A 19,550-nucleotide genomic window follows, 5' to 3' on the forward strand; every position below is an offset into this window, starting at 1 on the left:
GAATTTACGAGCTGCTCTACTGACTTCCACATGGATAGGGCTTCCCCTTCTAGCATCAGCTGCTTTTATGATTTTTTTGATCAAAATCATGACCGAAACCTTGAATCCTGATGTGCAAAGCCCAGCCTCCAACAAAAAAAGACACGCTCCTTATGAGGAACGTGTCTTTCTCTATCTCGTTCAATGCATAATCGTACACGCTTATTATCTTAACGTTCATGAGCGGAGCGTCAACTCTGCCTCAAAATGAATCATTCCCTCGCTGGATCTTCCGCGAACCCAGCATTGCTTATTGGCCTCGTCATAGCTTTGATAAATGGAAAATACGTCCCGAAGCTTCGCTTCCTGATGATAGGTAATCCTAAATCTCGACAGCTCTGCTCGGTACGGCTCGTCCTCCAGCGTATCCAGACTCAAACTTGCAAATATCGTATTGTTCATATGGCCATTCATGTCCATATCGTGATGGCGCACCGTATAGGTGAAGGCCTCATTCAGCTTCATTTGCTCAGGAATCTGAACCTTTGCAGGAATATCTCCAAGCGATTCCCCGCTCGTTGCAGGCACCTCATAAGGGAGCGCAGACGCGCGAAGAATACGCCTCTTCGCCAGATTCACAAGCACCCAGGTCGTCCTTGCTTGTCCAATGATCGCCTCATTCTCATCATAAATGCGAAAATCGCGCAGCCACTGTACGCCCTTTTCTCCTTTATGCCAAGTCTCGATCCTTAAGACATCTCCATACCGCGGCATGCGGTCAAGCTCTAGATCAAGCGTAGTCAGCATCCAAGCCATTTCCTGCTCCATCAACTCTTCAATGGGAATCCCAAGTCTTGCAATATCCGCATCTGCTGCACGCTGCATCCAGCCTAGAAGGCTCGACAAGCGGCATCTTTTTAAAGAATCACAATGGTCTGAATGCAGGGCGATCGAATCACTCCAGTAGGTATTCATGATGGTTCTCCTTTTCTTCAATAATACATTTAGATCACAGTCGTCCTGGACAAAGTATGATATCCTTTTCCATTGGAAAATAAAGTAGCAGCTAATTTGCTGTCATCACCTTCAAAATAGGTTAATATTAATTATATCCTTTAGCAATAAAATATTTATCTATAAATGAATTAATTATTCCCGATGAGAAAAGACCTCTATATGATTTACCTTTGAAGACACAAGCGACCACGATAAGAAATTATTTTTATTGCCCATAAGAATGTGATGCTCCTTAACAAAATGCAGCCTTTCTTATTGGGTTAAACATAATAACCAGAGAATCACTCTCAACTCAGCACAAAGACAGGAGTGATGATCAATGGAATCATGGAAGAAAAATTTATGGATTCTTTGGTTTGGATGTTTTATCGTATCCTCAAGCTTTTCAATGGTAATCCCGTTTTTATCGCTATTTTTGATTCAGCTTGGCGTAGACAGCCATATCGAATTATGGAGCGGGATACTATTCAGCAGCGCCTTCTTGGCGGGAGCCATATCCTCTCCATTCTGGGGAGCGGTCGGTGACAAATACGGACGCAAGCCGATGATCATTCGGGCAGGGATTGTTCTATTCGTCATCTACGTGCTTATGGCATTCGTTACGAATGAATATCAGCTGCTCGCGCTGCGGATTCTCCAAGGCTTGCTCTCAGGCTTTATCCCAGGCTCAATTGCGCTCGTCGGCACCAATACGCCGGAGAAAAAAGTCGGCTACGCCTTGTCCATGATGTCAACAGCGACGGCAACCGGCGGGATTATGGGGCCGATGCTTGGCGGGATTCTAGCCAAGGTCTTTGACAATCGCATCGCCTTTGCAAGTGCAGGCGTCCTTTGCTTGATCGCAACGATCCTGATTATCTTTTGGGTAAAGGAAGATTCGTTCGTTCCTTCCAAGGATTCCAGTTCGATCCTGCATACGTTCAAGGTGGCCGCGCACAATCGGGCGCTGCTCGCCGTCTTGATCCTAACGATGTTCACGCAATTCTCCGTCATGACGATCGAGCCAGTACTCTCCCTTTATATCGTAGAGCTGGGACATAATGCAAAGGATGCATCCCTCGTCTCAGGAGTCGTGTTCTCCTTAGTTGGGGTTGCGAGCATTCTCTTTGCACCACGTTGGGGGAAATATGCAGATAAGGTTGGTTTTCAAAAAATACTGCTTATCGGCTTGTTTGCAGGCGGAATCGGTACACTGCTGCAAATTCCATTCCACAACATTTACTGGTTCTCAGGCATCCGCTTCCTGTATGGCTGCTTCTTCTGTGCCGTATTCCCGGCTTTGAACGGGCTTGTCGTTCGATCTACCGAGCCAGAGTTCCGCGGTCGTGCCTTCAGCTTGAACCAAACCGCCAATCAGATCGGCGGCATGCTTGGTCCGCTTATCGGCGGGGCGATCAGCGGCGTATGGGGCATACACACCGTGTTCTGGGTTACCGGTATCCTTCTGTTGGGAACGATGAGCTTAGGATTCTGGACACAGCGCGCTTCGAAAAACACGCCGCAGGCGTCAACTTCATCGCGTTAAAGCGGGTATCGTATAACGGGGAAACGTCATTTATTGGCGGTACACTTCCCTTTAGACAAGGAAACTATTCATATCGAAAAAGGCTCTCTCCGATAGACACATTCGTCCGGAGAGAGCCTTTTATGCTACACCTTATAAAGATATAATCAGCACCTTGCGTATAAACAAACGTCAATTTCAACCGTAACGTTCGATTCTCTTGCCCTCTCTATGGTACGGGACAAAGAACCTTTATCGAAATCTTACCCCGTTATCTCAATCTTTCTGCTGTTAGGCAATCGCTCATTCGCTGCTCTTTCTAGCTTCTTGCAGCAATTGATCCACGAACCAGTGATCTGCCGGGGCAAACTCGTAACGCTTGAGTTGACGCGGCACCACCCAACGGATCGCATCATGATCCGTTAGCACCCATTCCTCAGCCTGCCCAGCGTGCAGCCTCGCCCGCCATGCAATGAGCCGGATCGTCCGCTCTTCTTGGACGTGATCATGAGTGCCAAAGTACGCGTAAGGCTCGATGGCTGCCCGCATCTCCTCAAGCAGCTCCCGTTTCAGGCATTCCTGCGGCGATTCAAGCTGCTCCAGCTTGCCGCCAGGGAACTCCCACAAGCCAGCGTTCGATGTCCCTTCACGCTTGCGAGCAATAAGAAGCTCGCCCTGCTCATTTTCAATGATGGCTGCCGCTACTTCTATGAGCATTTGTCGTTTCACCCCTGTCATGATCGGCGTCATTTACGGCTTCATTCAATATCTATCCATTTGCATCAATACAACAAAAGGACTGTGCTACAGCAGATCAAATCGCTCAAGGCCATCCTCAGCAAACGCGATGCGCAGCAGATCGGGGTCGACAAATTCATCATACTTCCCTAAATACGGTGCCTCATCCGGCTTCAGCAGTGCCGACAAATCCTCCAATGAAGAAGATTCCATCATGATATGCGCAAGCAGCGTATCGGCATCTGTTTTCCCAGACACCACCAAGTAGTAAGGCTCCATCGGCACAACCGAGCGCAGCTTAAGCGGGTCCGCAAGCTTGACCTTAAGCAGCCGCTCCAAGGTGCGGAAGGACTTGGTGCCGATCCAGGGCAGAATAAAGCAGGAATCGCCGCCGGCTGGAATCACGATTTGCGACAGCAAGCCGCTCTCCTTCGCAAGCCTTCTTGCACGTTCCAGGCGGTTGACCGCTCGCGGTGCAAGATAAGGATAGATCGTGGAGTCAGCCAGCACGTCGCGCATCTTCTGCATGACACGCGTATGCACGTCGCCGCCCGCACCAAGCCACAGCGTATCGGCTTTGCCGCGAGAAGACTTTACGTATACAGCTTTATGCTTGGTATCGATCTCGACCACCTTCCACAGCTTGCCCGCTAATGAGAAGCAGTAATCAGGCGGCGGAACCGTTGTAATCGAGCCAATCTCCTCTGTCCCGTTATAAACGACATGCTCCTCGTCGTCCTTGAACACGGCAAGGAAACGGTAATGCCCGGTAATCTTCTCGCCTGTTAAACCGACGATAAGGGTTCCTTCATCCGTGCGCTGAATATGATCCGTATGAATCATATAGTTCAGCAGCATTTTATACTCATCCGGCGTTACGTTCTTAAAGGGAGGCAGCGTAAGCACCGCTCGCGCAAGCTCAAGCGGCGTTTGCTCCCCCATCGCATGCAGAATGCTCATCGTCTGATGGTACAAGAGGCCAACAGGCTTCTTGCGAAGCTTGAGCGGTTCCACCCAGCGTTCCTTCACGTACAGCTCGATAATCGCGATCGCGCGAAGCAGGACCCACGGCATGCGCGCAGGAAGCTGCGCCTCCTCATCCTCTTCCTCGGAGATGGCAAACATCATCTCTGAGGCCGCATCGCCTCTTCTCCCCGAGCGGCCAAGCCGCTGCACGAAGCTTGAAGAGCTGTAGGGAGCACCAAGCTGCAGCACCCGCTCCAGTTCCCCAAGGTCGATGCCAAGCTCCAAGGTGACGGTAGCGCAGGCTACCGCAGCGCCGCTGCCAGAGCGAAGCGCGGCCTCGGTCTCCTCTCGGAGCATGGCCGAGATGCTGCCATGATGGACATGGAACACATCCGGATCATGGCGCTTCGCCGCCGTTCTGCGGAGCTCCAAGGTGGTGAGCTCCGCATCTGTGCGGCTGTTCGTAAAGATGAGCGCCTTCTTGCGGTTCGTGTGGTCGTACACATAGTCCATATATGCGCGCTTTGCATTTGCAAGCTCCTCGGCCTGCTCTTCGTCACGGGCATCCGGCATCGTGAAATGCTCGATGCTAAGACGGAGCTTGCGCCCGCCTTGAGGCGCAACCACTTCGACCACGTGGGGCGAGCCTGCGCCAAGCCAGCTGGACGCCGTCTCGTAGTCGCTCAGCGTTGCGGACAGGCCGATGCGTCTTGGCTCGCAGCGAGCCATGCGCTCGATGCGCGTCAGCAGGCTGAGCACCTGACTGCCGCGGTCCGCTCCCATGAAGGCATGAACCTCATCCACGATCACATAACGCAGATCCTGGAAGAGGGCTGGAATGGCATTGGGCTTGTTCATAAGCAAGCCCTCTAGCGATTCCGGCGTAATCTGTAAGACGCCGGACGGCTTCTGCATCAGCTTCGTCTTCTCGGATTGCGGCACATCGCCATGCCAGTGCCATACCGGAATGCCGCCCTCCTTAAGCAGATCCTTCAGGCGTTCGAATTGGTCGTTGATCAGCGCCTTCAGTGGTCCGATATAGAGAATGCCAACCGAACGGGATGGATGGCGGTCGAGCTCCGTAAGCGCAGGGAAGAAGGCGGCCTCGGTCTTCCCTGAAGCGGTGCCCGAAGCGATCAGCAGATGGTGCTTCGTATCGAACAGCACCCGGCATGCCTCTACTTGCGCTTCTCTCAGCGCCGTCCATCTTCTTTTATATATAAACTCCTGAATAAAAGGGGCCAGTCGATAGAAAGGATGGCTGCTCATAGCTCAAACTCCGCCAAAAAATCATCGACATCATCACGATCTGGTTGTTCAGCTTCTCGCGTCTTTATCGCAGGTGCCGAGCTCGTCCCTCTTGTGCCTGGATTCATCTCCATACTCTCGATGCCTGCACGAGCAGTACCGCTCCTGCTATCGCTTCCTTGATCTTTCGGTCGATGGGAAGGCTCTTGATCATCCCTATTCGCAATTGACCAAAGATCGTCGTCCTCATCCAGCCTTGGCGTGAGCGGATGACTAGCCAGCAGCTGCTCGAATGTCGCCTCAGGGTGCTGGTGCAGCGTATGCAAGAGATCCATAAAGTCGCGGATGACCTCACGCGGAGTCAGCCATTCGTCTGCTCCGAGCATGCCAACTGCATTCTGCATGAAAGCAACCATCTGATCGTCAGTGAGAACAGCCTCATAGCCTTCATGCCGCGCATGGATATCCCGAAGGCGCTGAAGCAGAATCAGGATCTCCTCGTGGGAGAGCATATCCAGCTTTAAGATTGGGCCTGTATAATTGCGGAAGCCGTCTACTGCATATCGGCCCTGTACAAGCCTTGAGCGCAGCGCCTCATAGCTGAATAAGCCCCGGCGCTCATCCTCGACAAACTGCGGCGTACCGCCCATATAGATGCCAAGATGCTCTGCCTTGCCCTGCATCGTGTCGTTGAACATGGTCAGCAGCTTCTCATAGTTGCTTGTACGCGAGACACGGTTCGTGATTTTATATAAATTCACGCCTTCATCAATAAACAGCAGAAGCCCTTGATAACCGATCATGGCTACAAACTCCGCCCACAGCTTCATATAGTCGTACCAATTGTCATCGTCGATGATGACGCCAACCTGAAGGGCCTGCTTCGCCTCGGTCTTTGTTGCATACTCGCCTCTCAGCCAGCGCAGCGCTGCCTGCTTCCCTTCCTCGTCGCCAAGCTTGTACCCTCGCCAATACGAGGACAGCACGCGCGCGAAGTCAAAGCCGTGCACCATGTTCTGCATCGTATTCGTTACCGAGACGATACGCCGCTCCACCTCAAGCTCCAGCTGCGGATCTTGAAGCTGAAGCCCAAGCTCTGTCATGGCGCCCTGCTGCAGCGCTGCAATCCAGCGCTGCAGAATCGTCTCAAGCGCCCCGCCATCCGGCTTCGTTCTCATCGAGAGATGCGTCATCAGCTCGCGATACGTCGCAAGCCCCTGACCTTTTGTGCCAACAAGCCGCCGCTCGGGAGAGAGATCCGCGTCTGCGACAACAAAGCCGCGGTCCATCGCATAGTTGCGAATCATTTGCAGCAGGAAGCTCTTCCCGCTTCCATAGCGTCCGGTTATGATGCGAAAGGCCGCTCCGCCTTCGCCAATATTGTCAAGATCCTTCAGAATCGCCTCAACTTCCGGCTTGCGCCCAACCGCGATGTGCTCCAATCCAATACGCGGAACGACCCCGGCCGTTAGGGAATTGATAAGCGCTGTCGTCATCCTTCTTGGTATATTCGGTCTAGTCTGATCACTCACGAGAGGTGACCTCCTCTTTCTCTAACGATTTCCATGCTCCTATTTTAACACGAGAACGCCAGTACGCATTCTTTCTTTTCTTCCAATGAAATATAATCTTCATAGAGGAGAAAGTCGCTGCACTTCGGCTCAAGCCTTGCTATAAATGGTTTGCGCTAATATTTCAGATGACTTATACTCGGGATATATTTGACTAAGCGAGGGCATTCCAATGGCTGTAACTATAATTGACGTAGCTGCAAAAGCAGGGGTATCCCCTTCTACGGTATCTCGTGTCATCTCGAATGATTCACGAATCAGCCAGAAGACGAGCCGCAAGGTGCGCAAGGTGATGGAAGAGCTTGGTTATCACCCTAATATGCTTGCGAAGAGCCTTGTCACCAAGACAACCAACAATATCGGTATCGTCCTTCCTCGTCCAGCAGACGAGCTATTCCAAAATCAATTTTTCTCTGAGATCATTCGCGGCATCGTGACCAAGGCGGCCGCTAATCACTATGACGTGCTGCTGACAACAGGCACCAGTCAGATCGGCGAGGAGCAGGCGGTTGAGCGGCTTGTAAGAGGGCGCAACGTTGATGGCATTATTCTGCTTACCTCGAAGAAGGATGATCAATCCATCTCTTTTTTGCGAGATAAAAAGTTTCCCTTCGTGCTCGTAGGACGAAGCGAGCAGTATGCAGACATCATTTCCGTCGATAACGACAATGTGGCCGCCTCCTATGACGTCACCCGAAGATTAATACAGGAAGGGCATCGGAAGATTGCCTTTGTCAGCGGACCGTTCGAATTGACCGTGTCGAAGGATCGCTTGGATGGTTATCGAAAGGCATTGCTTGAAGCAGGCATTCCCGTGCACAAGGAATATATGTTTGAAGGCGGCTTCACGCTGGAATCCACTGAAGAAATGACCCAATCCATTCTAGAGCTTGAGGACCGCCCAACAGCTATTGTCGCCATCGACGATCTTATTGCCTTCGGCATCATTCGCTCTTTATGGAATCATGGCCTTCACGTTCCGGAAGAATGCAGCGTCGCCGGCTTTAATAATACGCTGCTCTCTGAAATGTGCTTGCCGCCTATAGCAAGTGTTGATATCGGCATTTATCAGATGGGCATCTCAGCGGCACAGGCCCTTATCCAGCGCATCAAGGGCGACGGCTTTGAGCAGGCGCGCATCATTATTCCGCATCAGCTCATCTGGCGCCAATCGGTTAGCACCATACATACCGCATGAAGAATATGAGAGTTAGAGGATTAGCCGCCATCTTAGGCAAACCACAAGAAGAAGCAGAATTGGCGGTGCTTCTGCACAAAAGTTTAAACGCACTAATTATGTGAATCTATGCATGCATAAAAAGCAAAGCAGCGAAGGAATACGGCGATCAATGCCGTTATGCTCCTTCGCTGCTTTCTTTATAAGTGAATTCGATAATTGAAGAACAAGTGCCGTGTTATGCTAGTGTGACCTTGAATTCATGTCCTGCTTTATTCTCTTGAAGCTTCACCCACAGCTCGCAGCGTGCTTCATCATACGTCCAGCCTGTCGCAGCCTGCGTCCATGCATCAAGCTCCATGCGATCTCCAAGCCCTGATACGGAAGTCGGTGCCGCTGTTAAGCGGATAAAGCGGAATTGAAGATGGTCTCGCTTCGTCTCATAGCCATACTCCGAATACTTCGCTGTTACATGCAGTGTTTGCTCTGTTTCTGTCACTTGAATGCTCATCTTGTTCCACTGGCCTTCTTCGTAGGCGAACGTTAATCCGTCGTCCTCATACCAATGAAGCTCGGAAAAGCCGCTTTGGCCTTGCAGGTAAACGGACGCGATGACATGATCTGCAGAGATCTCCTGCTCCGCATATTGACGAACAGGTCCCTCCAGCAATACAGCGCCTGCACGCACATAGATCGGAAGCTTCTCCAGTGGCGCGTGCACATGGATATGCTGCTGGCCTGCGAAGCGTTCGCCGCTCCAGTAATCAATCCACTCGCCTTCAGGCAAGTAAACGGATCTCCACTCCGTATTTGGACGGTAAATGGGAGCTACGATAACCGAATCCCCAACCATGAATTGGTCGCATAGGTTATATACCTGCGGATCATTTGGATACTCCAGCACCAATGGGCGCATAAGCGGAAGACCGGTCTTGGAGGCCTCATAGAACCAGTGATACAGATATGGCATCCATTGATATCTCAAGGAGATATACTGCTGGCAAATGCGCTCAATCTCCTCGCCAAACGACCAAGGCTCCTGACGCAGCGTATCAATGGCGCTGTGGTTGCGAACATAGGGGAAGAATACGCCCATCTGCGTCCAGCGAGCAAGCAGCTCACCGCTTGTGTGATGCGCGAAGCCCCCGATATCCGGACCAGAGAACGGCACGCCCGACAAGCCAAGGTTCATGACCATCGGCATCGCCATGGACATATGCTCCCAGAAGCTTCTGTTGTCGCCTGTCCATACCGCTGCGTAGCGCTGAATGCCGCTGTAGCCTGCACGGGTAAGGACAAATGGACGCTTGCCCTCAAGCAAGGCCTTTAATCCTTCATAGCTTGCTTGCGACATGCACATGCCGTACACATTGTGCAGCTCGCCATGGGTCTTGCGATCACCTTCGTTGCCATGCATCACATGAACGTCCATCGTTTTCGTTTCATTAAAGATGGCCGGCTCGTTCATATCGTTCCAAATGCCATCAATCCCTAGATCGGTATAGAAGCGCTGCTTCTCCTTCCACCAGTCGCGTACTCGCGATTCCGTGAAGTCAGGGAAAGCACTCTCGCCAGGCCATACAGGACCTGTATATATCTCGCCTTCTGCCGTCTTGCAGTAGAAGTCGCCTTCCACGCCCTCCATATACACAGCATACATCGGGTCCTTCTTCACGCCAGGGTCCACGATCGGTACGACATGGAAGCCAAGCCCGCGAAGCTCCTCCATCATGCGCTCAGGATTCGGGAAGCGGCTCTCGTCAAAAGTAAACACTCTGTAGCCATTCATATAGTGAATGTCCAGATGGATAACATCGCAAGGAATCTCCTTGTCGCGGAACGTATGCGCAAGCTCCAATACTTCCTTTTCGTCCATATAGCTGTACCTTGACTGATGATAGCCAAGCGCCCACTTCGGCGGAAGTGGCATGCGCCCTGTAAGATCGCCATAGCGGACGAGAACCTCTTTCATTGTCGGTCCTTCGATCCAATACAGATCGAACTCTCCCGTCCACGTTTGGAGCATCGCGTGATCGGCATACGTCCTCATGTCGAATACCGTTTTACCCGGATTATCCAAGAACAAGCCGTAGCTTGCACCTTGATTCAATACAGTCAAGAATGGAATCGATTGATATAGAGCTTCCATCTCCGGGACATGCGGCGCGTAGACGTCGGAATTCCACATCGTATAGCGCTCTCCGCGTTTGTCGAGGAATCCTGTTTTTTCACCTAGGCCATAGATGTGGTCATCATGAGTCAGAGATACAAATGCCGTATAATCGCCCACCGCTTCACGGTTGCGCTGCATGCTGACAATATCTACTGCTGGCATCCCCTCTCCCTTCAATTGAATGGCACCCGTTTGCCGATTGACCGTAATCTTGGATTGGTTAAAAGTGATCGAGACTTCCTCATCCGTAGCCGACCAAGCTAGCGGCGCAGCTTTGCGTGCGGAAGATTCGACAATCGCTTGCGTCGTCTTCCAATTCGGCTTATGTCCACGGAAGGTCTTGATGCGGATTACGCCAGCATCTACCGACATAATCGCGAGATTAAAATACGTACCAGTCAGGAGCAACCCCTGATCTTGTTCTTTAACGCAAGTGATCGCTCCAATCGCTACGCCAGTATGGTTTTGTACATGTTGGCTCGCATGTTCTGGATGTATAGCTGCACTTGTATCTTGCATCGTTACCCCTCCTGCTCTCTATATCCAAACGATATCTTTGTTTGATTTATATCTTTATATCTGATCATTTCACGATCTCTATTTCGGTTGGCTGCGTAATAGCGCGGCCGGAATAATTCTTAACCTTTGCTTGCGCCCGCAGTTAATCCTTCTACCAGGAAGCGCTGCAGGAACAAGTACAAGAGCGCAATTGGGATCGCGATCAGCACCGCGCCAGCAGCGAACATCGTAAAGTTCGTCGATGCGTTGTTCACCATATCCCACAGTCCGATGGCAAGCGTCCACTTCTCCTTCGTACGAAGCACAAGGCGGGCAAAGATAAAGTCGCCCCAAGCGCCAGCAAAGGTCATAAGCCCGATATACGTAATCATCGGCTTCGACAGCGGCAGCATGATTCGAACGAATACCGTCCAGTGCGTCGCGCCGTCAATTCGCGCTGACTCCTCCAAGCTTTTTGGAATCGTATCAAAGAACCCTTTCACTACAAATGCACCAAGCGGCGCCCCTGCGGAATACACCAGGATTAACGCAAGATGCGTATCCAAGAGGTTCAACTGCATAAGAAGGATGTAGATGGCAATCATGCTCATGAACCCAGGGAACATACCTAGCACGAGCATCCCTGACATGAGATTCTTCCGTCCGTAGAAACGGAAGCGGGATAGCGCGTAAGCCGTCATGACAACAAGAATGACGCCAAAGATCATGTTGAACGTCGCGATCTTCAAGGTATTCAGATACCAACGGCCATATTGATACTGCTCGGAAGTAAAGAGGCTAATATAATGTTCAATTGTCGGATTTGTCGGAATAAGCGTTTCACTATAAATTGATGTACCTGGACGAATGGATGACATCAAGATCCAGAACGTCGGATAGAACACGCTAAGCGCGATTAGGATCAGCAGCAAATAACTCAAGATGAGACGCACGCGTGAATGTTTCTTTGTACCTACACTCATTGGATCATATCCTCCTCTCGGAACGAACGGGTACGGCGATAGCTCCAGATGGACAAGGAAGCTACGATAATAAAGATGATGATGCCGATGGCTGCAGCAATATTGAACTTGTTATTGTCGAGCGTTAATTTGTACAGCCAAGTCACGAGCAAGTCGGTGCTGCCCGCGTACTGATATTCACCATTCGGCGGATTGCCGTTTGTCATCAAGAAGATAACGTTAAAGTTGTTGATGTTTCCTGCAAATTGCCCGATTAGGATCGGCGCTGTTGAATACAGGATCATCGGCATTGTAATGGCTTTGAATTTGTGCCAAGCGGTTGCGCCGTCCACATCTGCGGCCTCATACATATCTCTTGGAATCGTCGTCAGAATCCCGATAACAAGAACCATCGTAACCGGAATACCTACCCACATATTTACGAGCAGCACGGTTACCTTCGCCCAGAATGGGTCGGACAGCCATGGCAGCTTGCCTAAGCCAAAGTAGCTCAAATATTGGTTGATCGGTCCAAATTCACCGTTAAACATGTTGCGCATAATCAAGAACGACAGCATTTGCGGAATGGCATACGGGATAATGAAGATCGTCCGCCACATCGTCTTGAACTTGATTCCTGCTTGTTGAACCAAGAGTGCGACGAGAATCCCGCCGAAATAGCAGGTTACCGTTGCAAGAATAGCCCAAATGATCGTCCACGTAAGGACGCCATAGAACGTGCCGCTCCATGTGCCAAGCTGCAATAAGTCAACGAAGTTCTGGAAACCTACCCAGTCTACCAGCTTCGCAGGCGGAATATGATCAGGAGCCGAGTAATTCGTGAAGGCTAGCAGGATCATGAAAATAATCGGCATTATCGTAAAGAACAACACTGCTGCAGTTGGCAATGCCAGGAACAGATAAGCAAATTTATGCTCTTGAACATATACTAAGCTTTGCAGGAAGTTGTTCGGTTTGTCACCTTTAGCACGCGCGCGTCCTACCGCGAGGGCATCCTTAACAATGAGTACGTATACCCATATAAAGACGAACAGGACAAGCAGCGTAATAAGACCTTTTATAATCAAATGAATCGAATGGTCCCCAGGAACCATCTTGTACAGCTTTCCTACCTTCATCATCTGTGAAGGCGTCTCACCAAGGGTATACAAGCCCCAAATCGCACGAGGCAAATTATTGATCAGATAGAACAGCCCTACTGCTTCAAACACCATAAACAGAATGCCTTTTAGGTATTGACGGTTAAATAGTTGACCTAAACCCCAGAATACGCCTGACAGCACGGCGGCTATCGCCCCGCTATTGCCACTCGCAGGTTGCGGCGCCTCTTGCGTGCGCTGCGACGCTTCACCATTCATGGAAGCCTGTTGTCGAGTGCTCATAACGTCCTCTCCTTCCTCCTTGCAAGGGTCCCACCCATAAGCCCGTTAGGCACGGGTACGCTCTCGAAAGAAACGGCCCGGACGAGCGATCCATACTCGCCCGGGTCCTGATCAGTATGACTATTTTATTTGTTTGCGTCTTTAATCTGATTAACCGCGTTGTCGAGCGCTTCTTTAGGATCCTTGCCTTTGTTCAGCACATCTGCAAGGCCTGCAGCCATCGGGCTCCATACGCTGCCCATCTCAGGAATAGCTGGCATTGGATAGGAGTTCTTGAATTGCTCCAGCACCGCTACTGTAAACGGATCGCTTGCTACTTTGGAGTCAGCCGCTGCTTCCTTGTTAGCCGGGACAACGCCTGTCATCTCGTAGTTCATCAACTGAGCTTCCTTCGTGGAAGCAAACTCAGCAAACAGCTTCGCTGCATTCGGATACTTCGTATAGGAGTTCACATACCAGGACTTCACGCCAGAGAACGTCTTGGACGGCTGTCCTTCAATGCTTGGGATCGGTGCTGCGCCAAGGTTGATGCCAGATGCCTTCAGGTCCGGGATCGCCCAAGGACCATCAATGTTCAATGCGAGCTTGCCGCTTGTAAAGAGAGCCTTCTTCACATCGCCTGTTGCGTCAGCAGTTGCCAAAGGTAGCACCTGCTTCGCAAATTGCTGGAGGAATGTCGCTCCTTTGATTGCGCCTTCATTATTCAGGCCGATATCTGTTTTATCGCTGCCTTCATTACCGAATACATAACCGCCAGTTGTTGCTAGGAACATGTAGTCATAATAGAAGTTGCCCATTTCCCACATGTACGTATATTTTTTGTTCTTCACATCGTTCATCGTCTTGGATAATTCGATGACCTCTTCCATCGTCTTAGGGGCTTCTGGAACCAGGTCTTTGTTGTAGAACATAATCAATGTTTCTACAGAGCGTGGGTAGCCGTACAACACACCTTCATAGGAAGAAGCATTCACTGCAAGTTCAGAGTTCTCCGCACGCGTCTTCTCTTCATGGAAATCATTTGGAAGCACGAGTCCAGCCGTTACCGCTTTGCCCAAGTTATCATGAGGGAAGACGACGATATCTGCTGCGATGCCTGCAGGACCGTCATTGATCAATTTGTTGACTTGGTCAGGTGCCGCTACCTCTTCATATTTAACGGGCACGTTATACTTTGCTGTAAATTCCTTTGCAATCGCTTCTACAAACGGACGCGCTTCTTTGCTTTCCCATATAATCAGGCTTGCTCCATCCTCAGGAACCAGTTCATCCGAACCTGTTGTGCCCGTATCTGTTGTTGTCTCGCTTGTTGTTCCTGTCTCCGTCGGTGCTGATGTGCTTTTTCCTCCGCATGCTGCTAGCGTGAATACCATCATAATCGACAAAAGTAGACCTACCCATTTCTTCATGTGCATATAGCCCCTTTCAGTTCTGCTTGATGTTGATGATGCTTAGAATCTCTTTTTTTCTGATAAAACAGTACTTCTTGCAGAGTAAAACCGGAATTTAGCGTAATTTTCGCTCATTTTGTGCAAACCTTTGCATAAAGTATTAAAAAAATATACCCTTGATATGAACGGCATTGTAAGCGGTTACGCCTAAAACGAATTATACACAGTGCCCTATTCTTTGTAAACCGTTTGCATAAAACTTTTTTTTATTCTATACTTTGACTCATCATTTGGAACTAGTAAGCGAGGTTATCATCATGGCAGTAACCATCATACACGTAGCCGAAAAGGCTGGCGTTTCCCCTTCTACGGTATCGCGCGTCATTTCGAATGATTCGCGGATCAGCCAGAAGACAAGCCGAAAAGTAAAAAAGGTAATGGAGGAGCTTGGTTACCACCCGAATACGCTGGCGAAGAGCTTAGTCACGAAGACGACAAATAATATTGGCATCGTTCTTCCCCGCCCCGCTGACGAATTGTTTCAAAACCAATTTTTCTCGGAGATCATCCGCGGCATTGTCACCAAAGCTGCGGCAAGCAGCTATGACGTGCTGATGACCACAGGCACGAACGCCCAAGAAGAAGTAAGAGCAGTAGAGCGGCTTGTGCGAGGCCGCAATGTTGATGGCATTATTCTGCTATCTTCTCATAAAGATGACGACAACATCTCTTTTCTTCGGAAAAAGAAGTTTCCCTTTGTGCTGGTTGGACGAAGTGAGGACTACACGGACATTACCTCTGTCGATAACGACAATGTTGCTGCCGCACAGTCCATCACCGAGCATCTGATCAAGCTTGGTCATCGCAAGATCGGACTTGTCAGCGGACCTATGGAACTGACTGTCTCGAAAGACCGCCTGGAGGGCTATCGTAAGGCATTGCTTGAAGCTAGCCTCCCGCTCGATTCCAGCTATATCTTTGAGGGCGCTTTCACTCCTGAATCCGCTGCCCATATAACGGAGCAGATTATAGCCTTATCCGAGCGGCCTACGGCCATTGTTGCCATCGATGATGTGCTTGCCTTCGGTATTATCCGCTCGCTATGGAACAACGGCTTACATGTTCCTGAGGATTGCAGCGTCGTCGGCTTTAACAACACCACCCTCTCGGAGATGTGCCTGCCGCAGATCTCAAGCGTGGATATCGGGACATATCAGATGGGCCAGTCCACCGTTCAAGCACTCATTCAGCGCATCAAGGGCGACGGATTTGACCAGGCGCGAATCATTATTCCGCACCAGCTCATTTGGAGAGACTCTGTAAGACCGCCCGAACATTAGCAAGGTTAGAAAATTCGCAAAATCGCACACCAGCTATAGGTTGATCATAGTACCCGTAAAGGAGCGCGATTCATGTGTCCACAACCAAACGCTATATTCTCCTGCTAGGCATCTTAATTCTCGCCTTCACCCTGATGCTGTTCACAGCAGGGTGTCAATCTTCTTCCGAAGTCAAGAAAGCAGCCAACACAGCCGTACAACAGGAAACACCTGTGAGTACCGCTGATAAAGCCGCTGCCAGCTCACTTAAGCTAACAGATGCTCTGACACCAATGGGAAAGAGCAGCGGCGTCTACTACGAAATCTTTGTTCGCTCTTTCTATGATACGAATGGGGATGGGATTGGGGATTTGAACGGGGTGACCGCAAAGCTTGATTATTTGCAGGAGCTTGGCGTCAAACACCTGTGGCTGATGCCGATTAATCCCTCCCCTTCCTATCACGGCTATGATGTTACAGACTATTATGGCATTCATCCCGACTACGGTTCGATGGAGGACTTTAAGAACCTCCTTGATGAAGCGCATAAGCGCGGCATAAAGGTCGTGATGGATCTCGTCGTCAACCATACAAGCCGTGAGCATCCTTGGTTCAAGGAATCCTCAAGCGGCAAAAACAGCCCGAAGCGGGAATGGTACATGTGGGCCGAGGACTTAGGCCTTGATCCTTCAACAAGAGGCGCCTGGGGACAGCAGGCTTGGCATTCGTTAGATGGAAGCCATTATCTCGGCATCTTCTGGGATGGAATGCCTGATCTTCATATGGATAACCCCGGTGTGCGAGCAGAGATCAAAAAGATCGCGCAGTTCTGGCTAAACCAAGGGGTGGACGGGTTTCGGCTCGATGCTGCCAAGCACGTCTATGAAGACTTCCAGAATACGAGTCAGGATCCTGAAGTCGTAACGAACAATCAAGCCTGGTGGCAGGAATTCCGCGCAGCTGTTGATGAGGTCAATTCCGAGGCATACCTTGTTGGCGAGGTATGGGATTCTCCAGCTGTCGTTGGACCCTTCCTGAACGATGCGCTGGATTCCGCGTTTAATTTTGATATGTCAAAGCGGCTAATATCGATGGTCAAGGATGAGAAGGATGCCGATATTGGCTCCATGATGAGCCGAATCTATTCGTTCTACAGCAAGCAGTCCAATGGACAATTTGTAGATGCTCCATTCCTGACCAACCATGACGAGAATCGAGTCATGAGCGAGCTCTCCGGGAATATCGAACATGCGAAGATGGCCGCCTCCGTGCTGCTCACGCTGCCTGGCAATCCTTTTATCTACTATGGTGAGGAAATTGGCATGGAGGGCATGAAGCCAGATGAACGCATTCGCGAGCCCATGATCTGGTCCACGGACAAGAACGCCCAAGGCATGACCAACTGGGAGCCTGCATCATCCAACGAGACGACCGTCGCAGTTGAAGCGCAGATGAAGGATCCAAATTCGCTTTGGAATCACTACAAGACCATGATTGCCTATCGCAACGTCGATCCCATTCTCCAAGATGGCGGCATTCAGTCGTATGTCTCAGGCGTTCCTGAAGTGGCAGGGTTTATTCGCGCAACCAAGGATGAAGCCCGGCTTGTGCTTCACAATTTGTCCGGGGTAAAGCAGCAGGTGAAGCTCACCGAGGATGCTGCCAATACCCTGAAAACAGTAAGCTTTGCCAGCGCCGAAGGCGCTGAGCTCGCCAATGCCACGCTCACCCTGCTTCCCTACAGCACCGTTGTGCTTGCACCTTAGTCTTTACGATCTCATTTTGACACTATCATCCTTATACAAACTATGATTGCTCAAAAAGGAGAGGACCCCCTTATGCTGCTAGAAGCCATCTATCATCGTCCCAAGCAGAATTGGGCTTATGCCTACGACTGTGAAACGATTCATTTGCGCATTCGCACCAAAAAGAATGATGTAAAGCAGGCAACCGTCTATTACGGCGACAAATTCGATTGCTGGCAGGGCTTGGAGAGAACGGAATCCGTGTCGATGGTGCGCTTATATCAGGATGAACTGTTCGATTATTGGCAGGCGGAGGCCATTCCTCCGTACCGACGATTGGCCTATGTCTTCAAGCTTGAAGACAGCACCGATACGATCTGGATGACCGAGCGCGGCTTTCAGAAGGAGGAGCCGACGCCGACGAAGAGCTGGTTCGAATACCCGTTCTTGAACCCGGTAGATATCTTCACGCCTCCTTCTTGGGTCAAAGACGCGGTGTTCTATCAAATCTTCCCGGAACGATTTGCAAATGGTGACAAGAGCAATGATCCGGATGGCGTGGAGCCTTGGGGTGGCGAGCCGACACCAGACAATTATTTCGGCGGAGACCTGCAGGGCGTAATCAATCATCTCGATTACTTGGAGCAGCTTGGCATTACCGCGATCTACTTTACGCCGATCTTTGAGGCGACGACCAATCATAAGTATGATACGAAAAACTATATGAAGGTCGATCCGCACTTTGGGACAAATGAGAAGCTGAAGGAATTGGTCAAGGCATGCCACAGCCGCGGCATTCGTGTTCTGCTGGATGCGGTGTTCAATCATGCCGGATATTCATTCCCGCCCTATGTGGATGTCTTGGAAAAGGGGGAGCAGTCCGTTTATAAAGAATGGTTCCATGTACGGGAGTTCCCGCTTCGTGTCGTGGACGGCATTCCAACGTTCGATACGTTTGCGTTTACTCCGATGATGCCCAAGCTGAATACCGAGAATCCCGAAGTAAAAGCATATTTGCTCGAGGTCGCCCGTTACTGGATTGAAGAGGTGGGCATCGATGGCTGGCGTCTCGATGTCGCGAATGAGGTGGATCATCAATTCTGGCGCGAGTTCAGACAAACGGTCAAGGCTTTCAATCCGGAAGCCTACATCCTAGGCGAGATGTTCCATGAAGGCATGATGTGGCTCCAAGGCGACCAATTCGATGCCGTTATGAACTATCCGTTCACCTATGCCATGCATGACTTTTTTGCCGAGAGAGCCGTAGATGGAGCACAGTTCGCGCAAGCCATTGAACATCAGCTGGCAAGCTATCCTCAGCAGGCCAATGAGGTCATGTTCAATCTGCTCGACAGCCATGACACGGCGCGTCTCCTGACGCTATGCGGCAACGATAAGCGCAGAATGAAGCTTGCCGCCCTGTTCCAGCTCACCTTCCTTGGAACACCGTGCATCTATTACGGGGACGAGGTCGGTCTAGATGGGGAGAATGATCCAGGCTGCCGCAAGTGCATGGAATGGGATACGGAAAGGCAGGATGCTAAGCTATTGGATTATTACCGAAGCCTTATTGCCCTTAGACATCAGCATGCTGCACTTCGCTCAGGAAGCTTCCGCTTCCTGTATGCAAAGGAACAAGACCAAGTCATCGTCTACGAGCGGGCGGATGAGCAAAGCCGCTTCCTTATCGTGCTGAACAATGGCGCACGTCGCCGCTCTGTTCGATTGCCAATGCCCGCAGGAGAATGGCACAATGTGCTTACTGGCGAACTGATTCAGGCTTCAAGCAGCAAAACGTCCGTAGCGATTGATGGAATGAGTGCCGTAATCCTTCGCCGATAAGTCGAAGCTGAATAGTC

The 19,550-nt window shown here is 50.5% G+C and carries 13 protein-coding genes; 5 read left to right on the top strand and 8 right to left on the bottom strand.

Features of this window, described 5'->3' with window-relative positions:
* Positions 1-216: 216 nt before the first annotated feature.
* Complete coding sequence (locus tag I2H74_RS16525) at positions 217-954, bottom strand: acyl-[acyl-carrier-protein] thioesterase (RefSeq protein WP_195575340.1); 738 nt, start codon at positions 952-954, stop codon at positions 217-219.
* Positions 955-1,315: 361 nt separating this feature from the next.
* Between I2H74_RS16525 and I2H74_RS16530 the strand changes: the two genes are divergently transcribed.
* Positions 1,316-2,521, top strand: coding sequence for an MFS transporter (locus I2H74_RS16530; protein ID WP_195575341.1), 1,206 nt, complete (start codon positions 1,316-1,318; stop codon positions 2,519-2,521).
* 282 nt (positions 2,522-2,803) lie between these two features.
* Here the strand turns inward: I2H74_RS16530 and I2H74_RS16535 are convergent, their stop codons facing one another.
* From I2H74_RS16535 to I2H74_RS16545, 3 genes are all read right to left on the bottom strand, one after another.
* Complete coding sequence (locus I2H74_RS16535) at positions 2,804-3,217, bottom strand: (deoxy)nucleoside triphosphate pyrophosphohydrolase (RefSeq protein ID WP_195575496.1); 414 nt, start codon at positions 3,215-3,217, stop codon at positions 2,804-2,806.
* Positions 3,218-3,304: 87 nt separating this feature from the next.
* Positions 3,305-5,473 carry a DEAD/DEAH box helicase gene (locus I2H74_RS16540; RefSeq protein ID WP_195575342.1) on the bottom strand — a complete coding sequence of 723 codons (2,169 nt, stop codon included), beginning with the start codon at positions 5,471-5,473 and terminating at the stop codon, positions 3,305-3,307.
* Positions 5,470-6,948 (bottom strand): ATP-binding protein, encoded by a 1,479-nt coding sequence (locus I2H74_RS16545; protein ID WP_229106780.1) that lies wholly within the window; start codon positions 6,946-6,948, stop codon positions 5,470-5,472. The genes I2H74_RS16540 and I2H74_RS16545 overlap by 4 nt, the downstream gene beginning before the upstream one ends.
* A 247-nt stretch (positions 6,949-7,195) precedes the next feature.
* Between I2H74_RS16545 and I2H74_RS16550 the strand changes: the two genes are divergently transcribed.
* Positions 7,196-8,221 carry a LacI family DNA-binding transcriptional regulator gene (locus tag I2H74_RS16550; RefSeq protein WP_195575343.1) on the top strand — a complete coding sequence of 342 codons (1,026 nt, stop codon included), beginning with the start codon at positions 7,196-7,198 and terminating at the stop codon, positions 8,219-8,221.
* Positions 8,222-8,438: 217 nt separating this feature from the next.
* Here I2H74_RS16550 and I2H74_RS16555 read toward each other — a convergent pair whose 3' ends face one another.
* From I2H74_RS16555 to I2H74_RS16570, 4 genes are all read right to left on the bottom strand, one after another.
* The gene (locus I2H74_RS16555; RefSeq protein ID WP_195575344.1) at positions 8,439-10,892 is read right to left on the bottom strand and encodes a TIM-barrel domain-containing protein; all 2,454 of its coding nucleotides are present in this window, start codon (positions 10,890-10,892) and stop codon (positions 8,439-8,441) included.
* Positions 10,893-11,011: 119 nt separating this feature from the next.
* Positions 11,012-11,854, bottom strand: coding sequence for a sugar ABC transporter permease (locus I2H74_RS16560; RefSeq protein ID WP_195575345.1), 843 nt, complete (start codon positions 11,852-11,854; stop codon positions 11,012-11,014).
* The gene (locus I2H74_RS16565) at positions 11,851-13,236 is read right to left on the bottom strand and encodes a carbohydrate ABC transporter permease (RefSeq protein ID WP_229106760.1); all 1,386 of its coding nucleotides are present in this window, start codon (positions 13,234-13,236) and stop codon (positions 11,851-11,853) included. Before I2H74_RS16565 ends, I2H74_RS16560 begins: the two co-directional genes overlap by 4 nt.
* 125 nt (positions 13,237-13,361) lie before the next feature.
* Complete coding sequence (locus I2H74_RS16570; protein WP_195575346.1) at positions 13,362-14,645, bottom strand: sugar ABC transporter substrate-binding protein; 1,284 nt, start codon at positions 14,643-14,645, stop codon at positions 13,362-13,364.
* A gap of 299 nt (positions 14,646-14,944) precedes the next feature.
* Between I2H74_RS16570 and I2H74_RS16575 the strand changes: the two genes are divergently transcribed.
* The 3 genes from I2H74_RS16575 to I2H74_RS16585 all read left to right on the top strand — a co-directional run bounded on the left by I2H74_RS16575 (position 14,945) and on the right by I2H74_RS16585 (position 19,533).
* Positions 14,945-15,967 (top strand): LacI family DNA-binding transcriptional regulator, encoded by a 1,023-nt coding sequence (locus I2H74_RS16575; protein WP_195575347.1) that lies wholly within the window; start codon positions 14,945-14,947, stop codon positions 15,965-15,967.
* Positions 15,968-16,041: 74 nt separating this feature from the next.
* Entirely contained in the window at positions 16,042-17,712 is a 1,671-nt protein-coding gene (locus I2H74_RS16580) for an alpha-amylase family glycosyl hydrolase (protein ID WP_324254089.1), read from the top strand.
* Between the two features lie 72 nt (positions 17,713-17,784).
* The gene (locus I2H74_RS16585; protein WP_195575348.1) at positions 17,785-19,533 is read left to right on the top strand and encodes an alpha-glycosidase; all 1,749 of its coding nucleotides are present in this window, start codon (positions 17,785-17,787) and stop codon (positions 19,531-19,533) included.
* Positions 19,534-19,550: the final 17 nt, after the last annotated feature.

It is taken from the genome of Paenibacillus sp. 1001270B_150601_E10 (genome assembly GCF_015558675.1).
Taxonomy (GTDB): Bacteria; Bacillota; Bacilli; order Paenibacillales; family Paenibacillaceae; genus Paenibacillus_B.

Bases quoted from the DNA above. Each gene is read 5' to 3' on its own strand.
- I2H74_RS16560 (WP_195575345.1), bottom strand. From the start codon at position 11,854: ATGAGTGTAGGTACAAAGAAACATTCACGCGTGCGTCTCATCTTGAGT.
- I2H74_RS16585 (WP_195575348.1), top strand. From the start codon at position 17,785: ATGCTGCTAGAAGCCATCTATCATCGTCCCAAGCAGAATTGGGCTTAT.
- I2H74_RS16550 (WP_195575343.1), top strand. From the start codon at position 7,196: ATGGCTGTAACTATAATTGACGTAGCTGCAAAAGCAGGGGTATCCCCT.
- I2H74_RS16540 (WP_195575342.1), bottom strand. From the start codon at position 5,473: ATGAGCAGCCATCCTTTCTATCGACTGGCCCCTTTTATTCAGGAGTTT.
- I2H74_RS16565 (WP_229106760.1), bottom strand. From the start codon at position 13,236: ATGAGCACTCGACAACAGGCTTCCATGAATGGTGAAGCGTCGCAGCGC.
- I2H74_RS16535 (WP_195575496.1), bottom strand. From the start codon at position 3,217: ATGCTCATAGAAGTAGCGGCAGCCATCATTGAAAATGAGCAGGGCGAG.
- I2H74_RS16570 (WP_195575346.1), bottom strand. From the start codon at position 14,645: ATGAAGAAATGGGTAGGTCTACTTTTGTCGATTATGATGGTATTCACG.
- I2H74_RS16555 (WP_195575344.1), bottom strand. From the start codon at position 10,892: ATGCAAGATACAAGTGCAGCTATACATCCAGAACATGCGAGCCAACAT.
- I2H74_RS16545 (WP_229106780.1), bottom strand. From the start codon at position 6,948: ATGACGACAGCGCTTATCAATTCCCTAACGGCCGGGGTCGTTCCGCGT.
- I2H74_RS16525 (WP_195575340.1), bottom strand. From the start codon at position 954: ATGAATACCTACTGGAGTGATTCGATCGCCCTGCATTCAGACCATTGT.
- I2H74_RS16575 (WP_195575347.1), top strand. From the start codon at position 14,945: ATGGCAGTAACCATCATACACGTAGCCGAAAAGGCTGGCGTTTCCCCT.
- I2H74_RS16530 (WP_195575341.1), top strand. From the start codon at position 1,316: ATGGAATCATGGAAGAAAAATTTATGGATTCTTTGGTTTGGATGTTTT.